The organism is Tabrizicola soli, assembly GCF_015999335.1.
GTDB classification, from domain to species: domain Bacteria; phylum Pseudomonadota; class Alphaproteobacteria; order Rhodobacterales; family Rhodobacteraceae; genus Tabrizicola; species Tabrizicola soli.
Genome location: NZ_JAEACP010000005.1, coordinates 174,478 through 191,055 on the forward strand (window position 1 = coordinate 174,478; position 16,578 = coordinate 191,055).

13 protein-coding genes are annotated in these 16,578 nt (G+C 69.3%); 8 read left to right on the forward strand and 5 right to left on the reverse strand.

Annotated elements, in window-relative coordinates; all coding sequences use genetic code 11:
* The first annotated feature begins 73 nt into the window (after nt 1–73).
* From I7S92_RS06235 to polA, 3 genes are all read left to right on the forward strand, one after another.
* Nucleotides 74–1,306 carry a urate hydroxylase PuuD gene (locus I7S92_RS06235; protein WP_197642623.1) on the forward strand — a complete coding sequence of 411 codons (1,233 nt, stop codon included), beginning with the start codon at nt 74–76 and terminating at the stop codon, nt 1,304–1,306.
* Between the two features lie 166 nt (nt 1,307–1,472).
* Nucleotides 1,473–1,895, forward strand: coding sequence for a hypothetical protein (locus tag I7S92_RS06240; RefSeq protein WP_197642624.1), 423 nt, complete (start codon nt 1,473–1,475; stop codon nt 1,893–1,895).
* Nucleotides 1,896–1,999: 104 nt separating this feature from the next.
* Nucleotides 2,000–4,840, forward strand: a complete 2,841-nt coding sequence (gene polA / locus I7S92_RS06245) for a DNA polymerase I (RefSeq protein ID WP_197642625.1) — start codon at nt 2,000–2,002, stop codon at nt 4,838–4,840.
* A gap of 87 nt (nt 4,841–4,927) precedes the next feature.
* Here the strand turns inward: polA and I7S92_RS06250 are convergent, their stop codons facing one another.
* On the reverse strand, nt 4,928–5,299 hold the full coding sequence (locus I7S92_RS06250; RefSeq protein WP_197642626.1) for an HIT domain-containing protein: 372 nt from the start codon (nt 5,297–5,299) through the stop codon (nt 4,928–4,930).
* 15 nt (nt 5,300–5,314) lie between these two features.
* Nucleotides 5,315–6,892, reverse strand: coding sequence for a DUF5928 domain-containing protein (locus I7S92_RS06255; RefSeq protein ID WP_197642627.1), 1,578 nt, complete (start codon nt 6,890–6,892; stop codon nt 5,315–5,317).
* 153 nt (nt 6,893–7,045) lie between these two features.
* On the opposite strand from I7S92_RS06255, the gene I7S92_RS06260 reads away from it, so the two are divergent.
* On the forward strand, nt 7,046–7,864 hold the full coding sequence (locus I7S92_RS06260; RefSeq protein WP_197642628.1) for a sulfotransferase family protein: 819 nt from the start codon (nt 7,046–7,048) through the stop codon (nt 7,862–7,864).
* A gap of 12 nt (nt 7,865–7,876) precedes the next feature.
* On the opposite strand, the gene I7S92_RS06265 is transcribed toward I7S92_RS06260, so the two are convergent.
* From I7S92_RS06265 to I7S92_RS06275, 3 genes are all read right to left on the reverse strand, one after another.
* On the reverse strand, nt 7,877–8,062 hold the full coding sequence (locus I7S92_RS06265) for a zinc-finger domain-containing protein (protein WP_197642629.1): 186 nt from the start codon (nt 8,060–8,062) through the stop codon (nt 7,877–7,879).
* A 174-nt stretch (nt 8,063–8,236) separates the two neighbouring features.
* On the reverse strand, nt 8,237–9,013 hold the full coding sequence (locus I7S92_RS06270) for a hydroxypyruvate isomerase family protein (RefSeq protein ID WP_197642630.1): 777 nt from the start codon (nt 9,011–9,013) through the stop codon (nt 8,237–8,239).
* Nucleotides 9,014–9,019: 6 nt separating this feature from the next.
* The gene (locus I7S92_RS06275; RefSeq protein ID WP_197642631.1) at nt 9,020–9,592 is read right to left on the reverse strand and encodes a DUF1285 domain-containing protein; all 573 of its coding nucleotides are present in this window, start codon (nt 9,590–9,592) and stop codon (nt 9,020–9,022) included.
* Nucleotides 9,593–9,820: 228 nt separating this feature from the next.
* On the opposite strand from I7S92_RS06275, the gene I7S92_RS06280 reads away from it, so the two are divergent.
* The 4 genes from I7S92_RS06280 to I7S92_RS06295 are packed head-to-tail and all read left to right on the forward strand — an operon-like array spanning nt 9,821 to nt 16,532.
* Nucleotides 9,821–10,825 (forward strand): AAA family ATPase, encoded by a 1,005-nt coding sequence (locus I7S92_RS06280; protein ID WP_197642632.1) that lies wholly within the window; start codon nt 9,821–9,823, stop codon nt 10,823–10,825.
* Complete coding sequence (locus I7S92_RS06285) at nt 10,822–11,694, forward strand: DUF58 domain-containing protein (protein WP_287865937.1); 873 nt, start codon at nt 10,822–10,824, stop codon at nt 11,692–11,694. The genes I7S92_RS06280 and I7S92_RS06285 overlap by 4 nt, the downstream gene beginning before the upstream one ends.
* A complete protein-coding gene (locus tag I7S92_RS06290) occupies nt 11,695–14,466 on the forward strand; it encodes a DUF4159 domain-containing protein (protein ID WP_197642633.1) in 2,772 nt (923 codons plus the stop codon).
* The gene (locus I7S92_RS06295) at nt 14,463–16,532 is read left to right on the forward strand and encodes a hypothetical protein (protein ID WP_197642634.1); all 2,070 of its coding nucleotides are present in this window, start codon (nt 14,463–14,465) and stop codon (nt 16,530–16,532) included. Before I7S92_RS06290 ends, I7S92_RS06295 begins: the two co-directional genes overlap by 4 nt.
* The last annotated feature ends 46 nt before the right edge of the window (nt 16,533–16,578 follow it).

Here is a 16,578-nt window from a genome sequence, read left to right on the forward strand (position 1 = left end):
TGCGGGCTTTCGCTGAATTAACAGAAAGGTGTGCGACGGTATAGCGTGAAGGCGGCAGACCGGGGGGGCGGGCATGTACGACTGGGCGGTGCTTTGGGATTGGGTCGAGATCGCGGTGCGCTGGCTGCATGTGGTCACCGCGATCGCCTGGATCGGGTCGAGCTTCTATTTCATCGCGCTGGACCTTGGCCTGCACCGGGACCGCAACCTCGCCTCGGGCGCGGATGGCGAGGAATGGCAGGTCCATGGCGGCGGGTTCTACCACATCCAGAAATACCTGGTCGCGCCCTCGGCGATGCCGGACCATCTGGTCTGGTTCAAATGGGAAAGCTATGCGACCTGGCTGTCGGGCTTCGCCATGCTGGTACTGGTCTATTACCTCGGGGCCGAGCTGTTCCTGATCGACCCGACGGTGATGGAGCTTTCGGTCTGGCAGGCCGTCGCGATCTCGCTGGCCTCGCTGGCCTTCGGCTGGCTGGCCTACAACACGATCTGCAAGGTCTTCGTGAACGCCAACCAGACGCTGCTGATGGTGGCCTTGTTCGTGGTCCTGGTGGGGATGAGCTGGTTCTACACCCAGGTCTTCAGCGGAAGGGCGGCGATGCTGCATCTGGGGGCCTTCACCGCCTCCATCATGTCGGGGAACGTGTTCTTCGTGATCATGCCGAACCAGCGCGTGGTGGTGGCCGACCTGAAGGCGGGGCGGAAGCCGGACCCGAAATACGGCAAGATCGCCAAGCAGCGCAGCACCCACAACAACTATCTGACGCTGCCGGTCGTCTTCCTGATGCTGTCGAACCATTATCCCCTGGTCTTCGCGACAAAGTGGAACTGGGTGATCGCCAGCCTCGTCTTCCTGATGGGCGTCACGATCCGGCACTGGTTCAACAGCCGCCATGCCCGCAAGGGCAGCCCCTACTGGACCTGGGGCGTCACGCTGGTCCTGTTCCTGGCCATCGCCTGGCTTTCGACCGCGCCGATGCGGCTGGTCGAGGGCGAGGCCAAGCTGGAGGGGGCCGCGCTGACCTATGCCTCGGCCGAGGGGTTCGAAGATGTCGTCGGCATCGTGCAGGGCCGCTGCAGCATGTGCCACGCGGCCGAACCCTCGTGGGAGGGGCTGCACCGGCCGCCGAAGGGCGTGGTGCTGGAGACCGAGGCCCAGATCGCGCATGAGGCGCGGCGGATCTACCTGCAGGCCGGTGTGACCCATGCCATGCCGCCGGGCAACCTCAGCTTCATGGAGCCCGAGGAACGCGCGGCGATCCTGCGCTGGTTCCGCGCGGCGGGCGCCGGCGCGCCGATCTGACGGCGGCAAGGACCCGCGCAGCGTCTTTTCCTGTTTCGGGGGCCCGGGAACAACCCGGCCCCGGCCCGGTTGGGGACGCGAACCTTGGCTGGAAGCGGCCCGCCCGGACGGCGGCCCCGCTCTTGCCCGGGGTTTGCCAAGGAGCCATCCAATCCGGAGATAGAAGATGAAACTCTATGCAACCCTTTTCGCTGCCCTTCTGGCCGTTCCGGCCTTTGCCCAGACCGAGGGCGACGCCACGGGTGAGGCCACCGGCAACAGTGCCGGCGCCGATGCCCGGATGGAGGCCGAGATGTCCTCGCGCGTGGGGCCGGCCTTCTATAGCGACACCGAGATGACCACGCTGCGCCCGGCGACCGAGATCCAGACCCAATGGGCCACGATCAGCCCCGAGGACCAGACCGCGCTGCGCGACCGCTGCGAGAAGCTGATGAACCAGGCGTCGGAAAGCGAGGGCGGTGACGCTTCGGCGTCGGGCGGCGGCACTGCGACCGACTCGACCACGGCCGGCACGACGGCGGCCGAGATCAACATGTTCGAGAACGACGCCCACATGCGTCAGATCTGCGAAGCGATCAAGGGTCTCTGACCCGGACCTCGGGCGGGGCTTCGCGGCCCCGCCCATCCGCAGGGTGGCACCCCGCCGGGCTTCGTGGCAATACTGGCCCAAGCCAGCCAAGGGGGGCCAGGGACATGACATTCGGCAAGGGCCACCACCTGCACCTGATCGACGGCTCGGCCTATATCTTCCGGGCCTACCACGCGCTGCCGCCGCTGACGCGCAAGTCGGACGGCCTGCCGGTGGGCGCGGTCGCGGGCTTCTGCAACATCCTGTGGAACGAGCTGTCGCGGTCGAACGGGTCGAACGGGGACAAGGCCGCCACGCATCTGGCGGTGGTTTTCGACCATTCCTCCAGGACCTTCCGCAACGCGATCTATTCCGACTACAAGGCCAACCGCCCCGAGCCGCCCGAGGATCTGCGCCCGCAGTTCCCCCTCACGCGCGAGGCGACGCGGGCCTTCAACGTCGCCTGCCTGGAGACCGAGGGCTTCGAGGCCGACGACATCATCGCCACGCTGGCGCGGCGCGCGGTGGCGGCGGGGGGAAGCTGCACGATCATCTCCTCGGACAAGGACCTGATGCAGCTGGTCGGGCCGGGGATCGACATGTTCGACCCGATGAAGTCCCGCACCATCGGCCCCGACGAGGTGATCGAGAAATTCGGCGTCCCGCCGGACCGGGTGATCGACGTGCAGTCGCTGGCCGGAGACAGCGTCGACAACGTGCCGGGCGCGCCGGGCATCGGGCTGAAGACGGCGGCGCTCCTGATCCAGGAATACGGCGACCTCGACACGCTTCTGGCCCGCGCCGGAGAGATCAGGCAGCCCAAGCGCCGCGATACCCTGATCGAGAACGCCGACCGCATCCGCATCAGCCGCGAGCTGGTGACGCTGCAGGATGACACGCCCGTCGACGCGACGCTCGAGGATCTGGAGATCCGGCTGCCCGAGGCCGACAAGGTTATGGAATTCCTCGCGAAGATGGAGTTCCGCACCCTGACGAAGCGCGTGGCCGACAAGCTGGGCATCGCACCCCCGTCGCTGCCCGAGACCTCGCAACTGCAGGTCACCCCCCGCGAGGAGGAGACGCAGTCGAACGAGGAGCCCCTGCCCTTCGACCACGCCTCCTATGTCCGCATCCGTGACTCCGCCACGCTGGACCGCTGGATCGCCCGCATCCGCGAGGTCGGCCATGTCGCCGTCGACACCGAGACCACCAGCCTTGACGAGATGCAGGCCGCGCTCGTGGGCATCTCGCTGGCCGTCGATCCGGGGCAGGCGGCCTATATCCCCCTGGGCCACACCACCGGCGGCGGCGACCTCTTCGGCGCGACGGCGCTGGCGCCGGACCAGCTGCCGCTTGCCGATGTGCTGGCGGCGCTGAAGCCGGTGCTGGAAGACCCGGCGGTGCTGAAGATCGGCCAGAACATGAAATACGACTGGAAGATCTTCGCCCGGAACGGCATCCGCATCACGCCCTTCGACGACACGATGCTGATGAGCTATGCCATGCAGGCGGGCCTGAACGGCCATGGCATGGACGAGCTTGCCGACCGCTACCTCGGCCACCAGTGCATCCCGATCAAGTCGCTCCTCGGCTCGGGCAAGTCGCAGATCACCTTCGACAAGGTCGCCCTCGACGACGCGGTGAAATACGCGGCCGAGGATGCCGACGTGACCCTGCGGCTCTGGCAGCTTTTCAAGCCGCAGCTCCACCGCGCCGGGGTGACCACCGTCTACGAGACGCTGGAGCGCCCGCTGGTCCCGGTCCTGGCCGAGATGGAGATGGCCGGGATCAAGGTCGACCGCGAGGTCCTGCGCGGCATGTCCAACGTCTTCGCGCAAAAGCTCGTGCAGCTCGAGGAGGAGATCCAGTCTATCGCCGGCGAACCGTTCAATGTCGGATCGCCGAAACAGCTGGGCGAGATCCTGTTCGACCGGATGCAGGTGCCGGGGGGCGAGCGCGGCAAGACCGGCGCCTATGGCACCGGCGCCGATGTGCTGGAAGACGTCACCACGCTGGAGGACAGCCATCCGCAGGGCGCGCGGCTGGCCGCCCGGGTTCTGGACTGGCGGCAGATCGCCAAGCTGAAATCCACCTATACCGACGCGCTGCAACAGGCGATCAACCCCGATACCGGCCGGGTCCATACCTGCTATTCCATCGCCGGGGCGAACACCGGGCGGCTGGCCTCGACCGACCCGAACCTGCAGAACATCCCCGTCCGTACCGAGGAGGGCCGCCGCATCCGCGAGGCCTTCGTCGCCCCCGCGGGCCGGGTCCTGGTGTCGCTCGACTACTCCCAGATCGAGCTGCGCATCCTCGCCCATATCGCCGACATCCCCGAGCTGCGCCGCGCCTTCGAGGAGGGGATCGACATCCACGCGCTGACCGCGTCCGAGATGTTCAACGTGCCCTTGGACCAGATGACCCCCGAGATCCGGCGCAAGGCCAAGGCGATCAACTTCGGCGTGATCTACGGCATCTCGGGCTTCGGTCTCGCCCGCAACCTGCGCATCCCCCGGGCCGAGGCGCAGGGCTTCATAGACCGCTATTTCGAACGCTTTCCCGGCATCCGGACCTATATGTCCGATACTGTCAAGTTCGCGCAGTCGAACGGCCATGTGCAGACGCTTTTCGGTCGGAAAATCCATACGTCCGAAATCAACGCCAAGGGTCCGGGGGCAGGTTTCGCCAAGCGCGCGGCGATCAACGCGCCGATCCAGGGCACGGCGGCCGACGTGATCCGCCGCGCGATGATCCGCATGCCCGCGGCCATCGCCGGGCTCGACGCGAAGATGCTGCTCCAGGTCCATGACGAACTTCTGTTCGAGGTGGCCGAGACCGACGTCCCCCGCCTGATCCCGGTCGCGAAGGAGGTAATGGAAAGCGCCGCCCGTCCCGCCGTCGCGCTGAAGGTCCATCTCGCGGTCGAGGCCGGGCAGGGCCCGACCTGGGCGGCGGCGCATTGATCGGGGCCTGACCCCCGGATTTCCCCTGGTGGAAATACTCCGGGGGTCCGGGGGCAGCGCCCCCGGCGGCCGGCCAGGGCCCCCCGCTCAGGCCGGCTCGATCATCCGGCCGATCGGGCGGCCGCCCAGGATGTGCAGGTGGTAGTGCGGCACCTCCTGGTGCCCGTGGTCGCCGGTGTTCGAGATCGCGCGGAACCCGTCCTCGCCCGACAGCCCCAGGATCGCGCAGGTCTTGGCGATGGTGCGGTGGAAATCGACGATCTCCTCCTCGGATCCTTCGGCCGCGAAATGGTCGAGGCTGACATAGGCGCCTTTCGGGATCACCAGGACATGCACCGGGGCAAGCGGCCGGATGTCGTGGAAGACCAGCGTATGCGGCGTCTCCATCACGGTCCGGTTCGGGATCTCGCCGCGCAGGATGCGGGCGAAGATATTGGTGGGGTCGTAGGTCCAGCCCATGGGCACAGCCTTTCTTCAATCGACGAACAGATAGTCGGTGGCCGCGATCTCGCGCGCCACTTCCACCGGGATACCTAGGAATTCCGCCAGGGGCGAGGCGTTTTCCTCGGGGCTGGCGGATTGGCGGATGCGATGGTGGCCGGAAAGGTCCATGTCGCGCAGCCGGTCGCTCTCGAAGCGCAGGTCGTAGCGGATCGTCGGCAACAGCCGCGCCAAGGCCGAGGCCGGGGTGTGCGGCCCGGCCAGCCCGACGCGGCGGGCGTGGCCGATCAGGTAGTCGTCGCTGAAGTCGCAGCCGATCTCCAGAAGCCGCACCTCCGCCCGGTCGGCGTAGAAGTCCTGGATCAGGTCGGTCGAGGCCGGATCGAGGCACAGCACCAGCCGGTCGGTCCCCCAGTAGTCGAAGAGCATCCGCACCAGCGCCCGGCGGTGGCGCATCCGCTTTTCCAGGCGGCTCTGGATGCCGCCAAGGTCGGGCAGGGGGGTGGCCTCCTCGTTGAACAGATAGTCCACCGCCGGCAGTCCGGTCGCCTGCCGCACCCTCTCGACCAGGCGCTTGGCCACATGCCATTTCTTGCAGGTCACCAGCATCAGCGTGCGCCTGTGGCCGAGACTGGCCTCGGCCTCCCAGAAGCGGGGGGCAAAGCGGCGCCCCTCGCGGCCGCGGGCGGTCAGGAACTCGAACTGCCGCTTGCCGTCGCCGCCGGTGTCGAAGCTGCGCCCGGTCTCGGCATAGAGCGCGCCAAGGCTGTTCTTCAGCAGCTTCGCTTCCGGGCTGATCTTGCGGGCGAACAGGTAATCCTGGCCGAGCAGCAGATCGAGATGGTCGTCGTGGAAGGTCACCGGCATCCCGTAATCGGTGAACATCAGGAAGGTCGGCGTGCGCTTGCGCAATTCGCGGTCGGGGACCAGATGGGCGACGAGGGTCTGGAAGAAGGTCTCGTCCGGGATCCAGCTGGTGCGGAAGAAGCGCACCAGGTCGCGCCGCCTTGCGACCAGCTCCAGCACCGCCTCGACCGTGCGGCGGCGCAGGCACCACCACTGGCTGCCGATGCGCATCTTCAGGTCCGCGGGCACCCGGCGCCTCAGCCCCAGCCGCTTCTGCCAGTCGAGCGAGGCATAGAACAGCCGCTTCCGCCGGCGCTCGTTGAACCAGTGGCGATAGATCAGCCGTTCTTCCCGGATCCCGGTCTTGATCCAGTCCGAGGTGAAGAAGTCGAAGCTCTCGATATGATCCACATCCTCGGCCTCCAGCCACCGATGCGCATATTCCGCCGTCTTGACCGGCATGCAGTCGCCCGAGAGCATGTAGAAATGCGTGGCCGCGGGAAAGGCGGCCTCGGCGGCGCGCAGGGCCTCCAGCGTCGCAGCCACCAGGCTCCACTCCCCCCAGCCGCATTTCACCCGCCGCCGGGTGAAGGTCACGCGCGGATTGTCCGCCAGCGCGCCGCGGATGCGGGCATGGTCGAAGGGATTGGCGCGGGCGTCGAAATGGATCGCAATGCAGTCGCCCCCGGCCGTCAGCCGCAGCGCCTGGGCGATGATCCCCTCGGGGTCCTTGTGACAAAGCAGGATAAAGGCAATCTGCGTCATGCTGCGCACTGGTTAACCGGGACCACGGCCTTGGGACCACGGTCCTCCCTAAACCGCGGCAAGCTTCCTTGAAAAGCCCCAACTTGTCTGCTTGATTGCCGCAGTCCTCGTGCAGTGCTCGTTTCTGCAGGATGCCTTTGGATGGAGCGTGGCATGGGTTTCCCCGGAACCTGGATGACCGAAAGCGAAAGCGTCGTCTACCGGGTGGTGCCGAAATGCGCCTGCTCGACCATCGGGCAGATCCTGTATTACTCCGACCACGGCCGGTTCTTCGACGGCGACATCCACGATTCCACCACCGGCCTGCACAAATGGGCGCAGGAGCATAGCCAGCCCCGGATCGAGGCGGTGGTGCACGGCCGCAAGGCGCCGGCCTTCACCTGCGTGCGCAATCCCTACACGCGGATCCTGTCCTCGTTCTTCGACAAGATCTGCGGCATCCAGCGCAACGGCCGGCGCTACCGGGGCAATCTGGTGCCGCTTCTGGTGCAGAAATACGGGGTCGAGGTCGGCGGCGAGGACGGCAGGCAGGAATTCGACCAGATCGCCAGTTTCCGCCGCTTCCTTCTGTTCGCGCGCGACACCATCCGCTTCAAGAAGCCGATGGAGCCCGACATCCACTGGTCGGCGATGGCGGGCCATGTCTCGACCTTCATCGTCAACGGCGGGCGCTACGACCGGATCTTCTTCACCGAGGATTTCAATGCCGGGATGCAAACGGTGCTGGAGGGGATCGACGCGCCGCATCCGGTGGATCTGGCCACGATCCCGCGCTTCAACGAGAGCGAGGGCCACGGGCCGAAGCGCGCCCATCCGGTCGAGGCCTATTTCGACGACCTCTCGATGCATCTGATGTGGGAAATCTACAAGCGGGACTTCCAGCTGTTCCGCTATGACTTCGACAACCCGGCCAACAAGATGCCGAAGGGCCCCGTCGACCTGGACGAGGTGCACGCCAAGCTGGGCGACTGAGGGGGAGCCCCCTCAGTGATCGTCGTGGGCGTGCTCGCGGTCGATGACGTAGCGCTTGTCGCAATAGCCGCATTCGACCCAGCCGATGTCGGCCGGGATCGTCAGCCAGACGCGCGGATGGCCCAGCGCGCCCTCGCCGCCGTCGCAGGCCACTTTCCAGCTGGTAACGATCTGGGTCTCGGGGGCATCATCGCGCATGGGCCGGGTCCTGTCTGCTGTCGCTGCCCGCTTTTAGCGGTCACCGCCCCCCGGACACAAGGGACAGAGCGCCGCCCGGCACCGAAAACCACCGCACGCGCGCTCTGCGACCGGCGCCGGCCGTCCATGGCAATGCGGGCTTGCCCCCCTCGATGGGGGGCAAGCCCGCCGCCCCTATCCCCCGATCAGCGCCCCGCGCGACTTCAGTGCCGCCAGCCAGCCCAGGCCCTGCGCGGTGCCCCTGGCCGGGCGGTATTCGGCGGCGATCCAGACCTCGGGGCAATGGGCGTCGATCTCGTCGCAGAGGTCGGGCAGCGAGAAGCCGCCGCCGCCCGGCTCGTTCCGCGCCGGGAAGCCGGCGATCTGGACGTGGTTGATCCGGTGGCGGTGCTCGGCCCAGACCGCGCCCGCGTCGCCATGCAGGCGCGCCGCGTGCCAGAGGTCGAACTGGAGTCCGATCCGCGGATCGCCGATGTCGTCCAGGATGCGGGCGGCCTGATCGTAGTCGTTCAGGAAATAGCCCGGCATGTCGTCGGGGTTCAGGGGCTCGACCGTCAGGGTCAGCCCCGGCACCTCGGCCAGCGCCCAGGCGAGGTTCTCCGCATAGCACTGCTCCGCCTGCGGACCCTTGGCGACGCCCGACATCACATGCACCCGCCCCGCCTTCAGCCGCGTGGCATATTCCGCCGCGCGCAGGAAACTGTCGCGGAAGCGCAACTCCATTCCCGGCACCGCGGCGAAACCCCGGTCGCCCGAGGCCCAGTCGCCCGGCGGCGTGTTGATCAGCGCCAGCGGCAGGCCGTTCAGTGCGGTCTCCCAGTCGCTCATCGGCTGGTCGTAGGGGAACAGGACCTCGACCCCGTCGAACCCCGAGCGCACCGCCCAGTCGGGGCGGTCAAGCATCGGAACCTCGGTGAAAAGAAGCGTCAGGTTGGCGGCGAAACGGGGCATGTCTGATCAGGGCAATTCCGACGAGGGGATGACCGGGAAGAACTGCCCCGAGGACCACAGGCCGAACCACTTATGCCCGTCATGCTCGTGATGGCAACAAAGATCGACCAGCCGGTAGAAGGATTTCCGGTCCACCAGCGCCCATAGATTGCTGCGGATCAGGATATAGGGCGACGGCTCGCCGCTCTCGGGGTCGCGCTCGACGCGCAGGGGATGGTCCGGGCCAAGCACCGCCACATCCTCGGTCCTGGTGGTGAAGGTCAGGGTCTGGTCGCGCTCCGCGCCCCTGGCGTCGAAGTCGATGGCGAGGAGCGGCGCGTCGTCGACCCGGATTCCGACCTTCTCGACCGGAGTGACCAGGAAATAGTCGTCGCCCTCGCGCTTCAGGATCGAGGAGAAGAGCTTCACCAGCGGTGCGCGCCCGATGGGTGTGCCAAGATAGAACCAGGTCCCGTCCCGGGCGATGCGCATGTCGAGGTCGCCGCAGAACGGCGGATTCCACAGGTGGACGGGCGGCGGGCCCTTGGTTCCGGCGGCCTTGGCGGCGGCGGCGAGCGTATCGGCGCTGGGTTTCGTCATCGGGCGCACTCTAGCGGCGTCTCGTGCGGGTGCAACGGGAGATGGGAGCCGGGGTTCCCGCATGGCGCGCGCAAATCTTTTCGAAAAGATTTGCAAAAGCCTTCGAAGGCTTTTGGTCCCGCTGACAAACCTCTCACGATCATTTGTGCCAAGGCGCCTTTTGCCATTTGTGCCCGGCGGGATAACTCGCTTTACTGACCGCGTATCACCCTGGAGGGAGCATCGGGCATGGCCGACACCAAGGCGCTTGTAGCGGAAATCGAGGCGCTGGGCGCGGTTCTGGGCCAGGCCAAGGCCTCGATCAACCGCCGCTTCATCGGGCAGGAGAAGGTGGTGGACCTGGTGCTGGCCAGCCTGCTTTGCGGCGGCCATGCGCTGCTGGTCGGCCTGCCGGGGCTGGGCAAGACCCGGCTGGTGGACACGCTCGGCACGGTGATGGGGCTGAAGGCCAACCGTGTCCAGTTCACCCCCGACCTGATGCCCGCCGACATCCTCGGCTCCGAGGTGCTGGAGACTGCCGCCGATGGCAGCCGCTCGTTCCGCTTCGTCGAAGGTCCGATCTTCTGCCAGCTCCTGATGGCGGACGAGATCAACCGGGCCTCGCCCCGCACCCAGTCGGCGCTGCTGCAGGCGATGCAGGAGAAGGAAGTGACCATCGCCGGCCAGCACCGCGCGCTCGGCCGGCCCTTCCACGTCCTCGCCACCCAGAACCCGATCGAGCAGGAGGGCACCTATCCCCTGCCCGAGGCGCAGCTGGACCGCTTCCTGGTGCAGGTCGATGTCGAATACCCCACGCGCCAGACCGAACGCGACATCCTGATCGCCACCACCGGGGCCGAGGAGGCCGAGGCGCATCAGGTCTTCACCGCCGGGGAACTGATCGCGGCGCAGGCCGTGATCCGCCGGATGCCGGTGGGCGAGCAGGTGGTCGAGGCGATCCTGGACCTCGTCCGCGCCTGCCGTCCCGGCGAACCCGAGGGGCGCGAGCTGGCGGATTCCCTCTCCTGGGGCCCCGGCCCCCGCGCGGCGCAGGCGCTGATGCTGACGGTGCGGGCGCGCGCGCTTCTGGACGGGCGGCTGGCGCCCTCGATCCCGGACGTGGCGGAACTGGCGCAGGCGGTGCTGGTGCACCGGATGGCGCTCAGCTTCGCCGCCCGCGCGCGGGGCGAGACGCTCTCCGGCATCATCGCCCGCACCACCGGCCGCGTGCTGGGCCTCGAGGCGGCGGCGTGAGCAGCAGCCCCGACCTCCGCTCCCGCGCCGAGGCGCTGGGGCAGACCCTGCCGCCCTTGCTGGCCGAGGCCGAGATGCTGGCGGCCACGGTCATGCTGGGTGAGCATGGCCGCAGGCGGGCGGGGCTCGGGGATGAGTTCTGGCAGTACCGGCCGGCGCATCAGGGCGATTCGGCGCGGATGATCGACTGGCGGCGCAGCGCCCGGTCGGACGCGCATTTCGTGCGCGAGCGCGAATGGCAGGCGGCGCAGTCGGTGACGATCTGGGTCGATCCCTCGCGGTCCATGGCCTTCACCGGCGACAGGTCGCGCCCGGCCAAGGCCGACCGGGCAAGGCTCCTCGGCCTCGCGCTGGCGGTCCTTCTCCTGCGCGGCGGCGAGAGGGTGGGCCTCGCGGGCCTTGCCGCCCCCCGCGCGGGGCGGACGCAGCTTCTGCGGCTGGCCGGGCGGCTGGCGGGCGAGGAGGGGACCCAGGACTACGGCGCCCCCGAAACCGAGGGCATGGTCAGCCACGGCCGCGCGGTTTTCCTGTCGGATTTCCTGGGCGACCTTTCCGGCATCGAGGCCGGGCTGGCCCGCGCCGCCGACCGCGGGGTGAAGGGCGTGCTCCTGCAGATCCTCGACCCGGCCGAGGAGGAGTTTCCCTTCGACGGCCGCACGATCTTTGAATCCATGGGCGGCAGCCTGCGGCACGAGACCCGCCAGGCCGGGGAATTGCGCAGCCGCTACCTCTCCCGCCTGGCCGAGCGCAAGGACCGGCTGGCCACCCTTGGCCGGGCGGTCGGCTGGCATTTCAGCACGCATCACACCGGCCAGCCGGCGCAATCGGCGCTTCTCTGGGCCTATGCGGCGCTGCAGGGGGGGCGGTAGATGTTCACCCTTGGGCCCATCGGCTTTGCGACCCCCTGGCTTCTCCTCGCGCTGATCGCGCTGCCGGTGCTGTGGTTCCTCCTCCGCGCCGTGCCGCCCGCGCCGATCCGCCGGCGCTTTCCCGGCGTGGCGCTCCTGCTGGGCCTGAAGGATGACGAGGCCGAGACCGACCGCACGCCCTGGTGGCTCCTGCTGCTGCGGATGCTGGCGGTGGGGTTGGCGATCGTCGCCTTCGCCGGGCCGATCCTGAACCCCGAGGCGCGGGTCGCGGGCTCGGGTCCGCTGCTGGTCGTGGTCGACGGCAGCTGGGCCGATGCCCGCGACTGGCCGCGCCGGGTGGAAAAGGCCGGGGCCCTGGTCGCCGAAGCCGGGGCCGAGGGGCGTCCGGTGGCGCTGCTCCGGCTGACCGATGCCCCCGAAGCTTTGACGTTCCAGACCGCCGAGGCCTGGACCGGCCGCGTCGCGGCGCTGGAGCCGCAGCCCTGGACCCCGGCGATGGAGCCCTGGGCCGGGACGCTGCCCGAGGGCAGGTTCGAGACCGTCTGGCTGTCCGACGGCCTTGACCACCCCGGACGCGGGGCGCTTCTGGACGCGCTGCAGGGCCGGGGCACGGTGCGGGTGATCGAAAGCCCGCGCCCCGTCCTTGCCCTGCATCCGGCGCGCTTCGATGCGGGCAAGGTCGTGCTGGCCGCCAGCCGGATGCCCGCCGCCGATGCGCTCCAGCTCGAGGTTCTGGCGCGCGGCCCCGACCCTTCGGGGATCGAGCGGGAACTGGCCCGCCTGCCCCTGGCCTTCGCCGCCGGAGAGGCGCGGGCCGAGGCCACGCTGGACCTGCCGCCCGAATTGCGCAACCGGATCACCCGCTTCGAACTCGCCGCCGGCCGGACGGCCGGGGCGGTCAGCCTGGCCGACGACAGCCTGAAGCGGCGCAAGGTCGCGCTGATCGGCGCCGGGCCGGACCAGGAGGGGCTGCAGCTCCTTTCGCCGCTGCACTACCTTCGCCAGGCGCTGGAGCCGGTGGCCGAGCTGATCGAGGGCAGCCTGTCGGACGTGGTGCTGGCCAATCCCGACGTGGTGGTCCTGGCCGATGTCGCCCGCCTCACGCAGGGCGAATCCGATGCCCTGACCGAATGGGTCGAGGAGGGCGGCCTCCTGCTCCGTTTCGCCGGGCCGCGCCTTGCCGCCTCGGACATCAGCCGCTTCGAGGAAGACCCGCTCTTGCCCGTCCGCCTGCGCGAGGGCGGCCGCACCGTCGGCGGCGCGATGAGCTGGGGCGAGCCGAAGGCGCTGGCCCCCTTCGCGGAAGGTTCGCCCTTCTATGGCCTCGTGGCGCCTCCGGATGTGGTGGTGCGGGCGCAGGTGCTGGCCCAGCCCGACCCGCAGCTTGCCGAACGCACCATCGCCGCGCTGGAGGACGGGACCCCCCTCGTCACCCGCAAGGCGCTTGGCGACGGGCAGGTGGTGCTGGTGCATGTGACGGCGAATGCGGAATGGTCCTCGCTGCCGCTCTCGGGCCTTTTCGTGCAGATGCTGGAGCGGCTGGCGGTCTCGACCCGCGCGGCGCTGCCGGGGGCGGCGGATCTGGCGGGCCAGACCTGGGTGCCCGAGGAACTCCTGGATGCCTACGGCCAGTCGCAGGACGCCGGCGAGATGGGCGGCGTCGCGGGCGAGGTTCTGGCCGAAGCGATCAGCGGCGGCCCGACGCTGGCCCTGCCGCCCGGCCTTTACGCCGGCGAGGATCGCCGGGTGGCGCTGAACGTGATGGGGCCGGAGACGAAGCTTCTTCCCGCCGACTGGCCGCCCTCGGTCCCGGTCGAGGGGCTGGAACGGCCCGAGGCGCAGGCGCTGAAAGGGGCCTTCCTGACGGCGGCGCTGGCGCTTCTGCTGCTGGACGTGCTGGCGGCGCTCTGGGTCGCGGGTCGGCTTTCCGGCCTGCGTCGCGGGGTGGCCCTGCTGGCCCTGGCGCTGCTGCCGCTGGCCCCCGAGGCCCGCGCGCAGGACGCGATGCCCGACGATGCGCTGGCGCTGGAGGCGACGACCGCCGTCGTGCTGGCGCATGTGCTGACCGGCGACGCCAAGGTGGACGACATCGCGCAGGCCGGGCTGCTGGGCCTTGGCGACAAGCTCTGGCAGCGCACCTCGGTCGAACCGCAGCTCCCGATCGGCGTCGATATCGAACGCGACGAACTGGCCTTCTTTCCCTTCCTCTACTGGCCGGTGACGGCGGACCAGCCCACACCCTCGGCCAAGGCCTACGACAAGCTGAACCAGTATCTGCGCACCGGCGGCATGATCCTGTTCGACACCCGCGACGCCGATGTGGCGGGCTATGGCGCAACGACGCCGGAAGGTCAGGCCCTGCAGCGCATCGCCGCCGGGCTGGACGTGCCGCCCCTGGAGCAGATGCCGCCCGACCATGTGCTGACCCGCACCTTCTATCTCCTGCACGATTTCCCCGGCCGCCATCCGCGTGGCCCGATCTGGGTCGAGGCCGCGCCCATGGCCGAGGCGGAGGCGCCCGAGGGGATGCCGTTCCGCAACCTGAACGACGGGGTGACCCCGGTGGTGATCGGCGGCAACGACTGGGCGGCGGCCTGGGCGGTGGATGACGGCGGCGTGCCGCTGCTGCCGGTCGGCCGCGGCATGGCGGGCGAGCAGCAGCGCGAGATCGCCTGGCGCTTCGGGATCAACCTGATCATGCATGTGCTGACCGGCAACTACAAATCCGACCAGGTCCATGTGCCAGCACTTCTGGAAAGGCTGGGGCAATGAGCGCCTCGCTCGCCTATGCGCCGCTGGTCGGCTGGGGAGTGATCCTGGCGCTGGCCGGGCTTGCCCTGGCGCTGTTGGCGCTCGCGCTCTGGCGCGGGCTTCCGGGCTGGTGGCTGCGGGGGCTGGCCCTGGCCGCGCTTCTGGGCGCGCTGGTCAACCCGGCGCTGCAGGAGGAGGAACGGGCGGGCCTGTCCGACATCGTGATCCTCGTCGTCGACGAAAGCGCCAGCCAGTCGCTGGGCGACCGCAGGGCGCAGACCGCGGCGGCGGTGGCGGCGGTCGAGGCCGAGGTCGCCGCGCTGCCGAATACCGAGCTTCGCATCCACCGCCTCGGCGACGGCGAGGAGGACGCCGGAACCCTGGCGCTGACCGCCCTGGCCGAGGCGCTGGCCGAGGAACCCCGCGCAAGGGTCGCGGGCGCGATCCTGATCACCGACGGGCGCACGCACGACCTCGGCCTGGTCCCGAACCTGCCCGCGCCGCTGCAGGTGCTGCTGACGGGGCATGAGGACGACTGGGACCGCCGCCTCGTGGTGAAGAACGCCCCCGCCTTCGCCATCATCGGCGAGGAATTCGTCCTCGACCTCCGCATCGAGGACGTGGGCGCCCCGCCGCCCGGCGCGACCGAAGTCGCGCTGACCATCAGCGTCGATGCCGAGGAACCGGCCACCTATACCGTGCCCCTGAACGAGGATCTGGAACTGCCCGTCACCCTGCCGCATGGCGGGGCGAACGTGCTGCAGTTCAGCGTGGCCCCGGTCGAGGGGGAACTTACCGACCGCAACAACGCCACCGCGATCCAGATCAACGGCGTGCGCGACCGGCTGCGGGTGCTGCTGGTCTCGGGCGAGCCGCACGCCGGCGAAAGGGTGTGGCGCAACCTCCTGAAGTCGGATGCCAGCGTCGATCTGGTGCACTTCACCATCCTGCGCCCGCCGGAAAAGCAGGACGGCGTCCCGGTCGAGGAACTGTCCCTCATCGCCTTCCCGACGCGCGAGCTCTTCGTCGAGAAGATCGAGGAATTCGACCTGATCATCTTCGACCGCTACCGGATGCGGGGCATCCTGCCGATGTCCTATATCGAGAATGTGGTGAACTATGTCAGGAACGGCGGCACCGTGCTGGTCGCCGCCGGGCCGGAATATGGCGCGGTGGACAGCCTCTACCGCTCGCCCCTGGCGCAGATCCTGCCGGTCGCCCCCACCGCGCAGGTGGTCGAGGAGGGGTTCCGCCCGAAACTGACCGACCTTGGCCGCCGCCATCCGGTGACCGAGGGGCTGGAGGAGGCGGCCCCCGAAGGCGGCTGGGGCCGCTGGTTCCGCGCGATCGAGGTCGAGCAGCTGGACGGCCAGGTCCTGATGACCGGCCCGCGCGACCTGCCGCTTCTGGTGCTGAACCGGGTCGACCAGGGCCGGGTGGCGGTGCTGGCCTCGGACCACGCCTGGCTCTGGGGCCGGGGGTATGAGGGCGGCGGGCCGCAGCTGGAGCTTCTGCGGCGGCTGGCGCACTGGATGCTGAAGGAACCCGAGCTGGAGGAGGAGACCCTGACCGCCACCGTCTCGGGCGAGGCGATGACGATCACCCGACGCTCGATGCTGGAAGAGCCGCCGGGGCCGGTCACGATCACCGGGCCGGACGGGGCGCAGGTCGTGGTCGAGATGCCCGAGGTCAGTCCCGGCAAGCATGAGACCGTCTGGCTGGCCCCCGCCCTGGGCCTCTACCGGCTGGAGCAGGGCGATCTGGTGCGCGTCATCGCCGTCGGCCCCGCCGCCCCGCGCGAATTCGTCGAGACCATCGCCTCGGGCAGCGATCTCGCCCCGCTGGCCGAGGCGACGCGGGGCGGGGTGACGCGGATCGAGGCCGGGCTCCCGGACATCCGCGCCGTGTCCCCCGGCCGCCCGGCCCTGGGGCGCGGCTGGATCGGCGTGACCCCGCGCGAGGCCTATCTCACCACCGACGTGACCGTGGTGCCGTTCCTGCCCGCCTGGGCCTGGCTGCTGCTGGCGGCGGGGCTGGCGGTCCTGGCCTGGCTGGTCGAGGGCAGGAAGGGGGCGAAGGCGGGCTGAGGGATACCCCGAAGCCTCGCGCGGCGGCCGGGCAAGACGGTCGAAG

Bases quoted from the DNA above. Each gene is read 5' to 3' on its own strand.
- I7S92_RS06235 (WP_197642623.1), top strand. From the start codon at position 74: ATGTACGACTGGGCGGTGCTTTGGGATTGGGTCGAGATCGCGGTGCGC.
- I7S92_RS06240 (WP_197642624.1), top strand. From the start codon at position 1,473: ATGAAACTCTATGCAACCCTTTTCGCTGCCCTTCTGGCCGTTCCGGCC.
- polA (WP_197642625.1), top strand. From the start codon at position 2,000: ATGACATTCGGCAAGGGCCACCACCTGCACCTGATCGACGGCTCGGCC.
- I7S92_RS06250 (WP_197642626.1), bottom strand. From the start codon at position 5,299: ATGGGCTGGACCTACGACCCCACCAATATCTTCGCCCGCATCCTGCGC.
- I7S92_RS06255 (WP_197642627.1), bottom strand. From the start codon at position 6,892: ATGACGCAGATTGCCTTTATCCTGCTTTGTCACAAGGACCCCGAGGGG.
- I7S92_RS06260 (WP_197642628.1), top strand. From the start codon at position 7,046: ATGGGTTTCCCCGGAACCTGGATGACCGAAAGCGAAAGCGTCGTCTAC.
- I7S92_RS06265 (WP_197642629.1), bottom strand. From the start codon at position 8,062: ATGCGCGATGATGCCCCCGAGACCCAGATCGTTACCAGCTGGAAAGTG.
- I7S92_RS06270 (WP_197642630.1), bottom strand. From the start codon at position 9,013: ATGCCCCGTTTCGCCGCCAACCTGACGCTTCTTTTCACCGAGGTTCCG.
- I7S92_RS06275 (WP_197642631.1), bottom strand. From the start codon at position 9,592: ATGACGAAACCCAGCGCCGATACGCTCGCCGCCGCCGCCAAGGCCGCC.
- I7S92_RS06280 (WP_197642632.1), top strand. From the start codon at position 9,821: ATGGCCGACACCAAGGCGCTTGTAGCGGAAATCGAGGCGCTGGGCGCG.
- I7S92_RS06290 (WP_197642633.1), top strand. From the start codon at position 11,695: ATGTTCACCCTTGGGCCCATCGGCTTTGCGACCCCCTGGCTTCTCCTC.
- I7S92_RS06295 (WP_197642634.1), top strand. From the start codon at position 14,463: ATGAGCGCCTCGCTCGCCTATGCGCCGCTGGTCGGCTGGGGAGTGATC.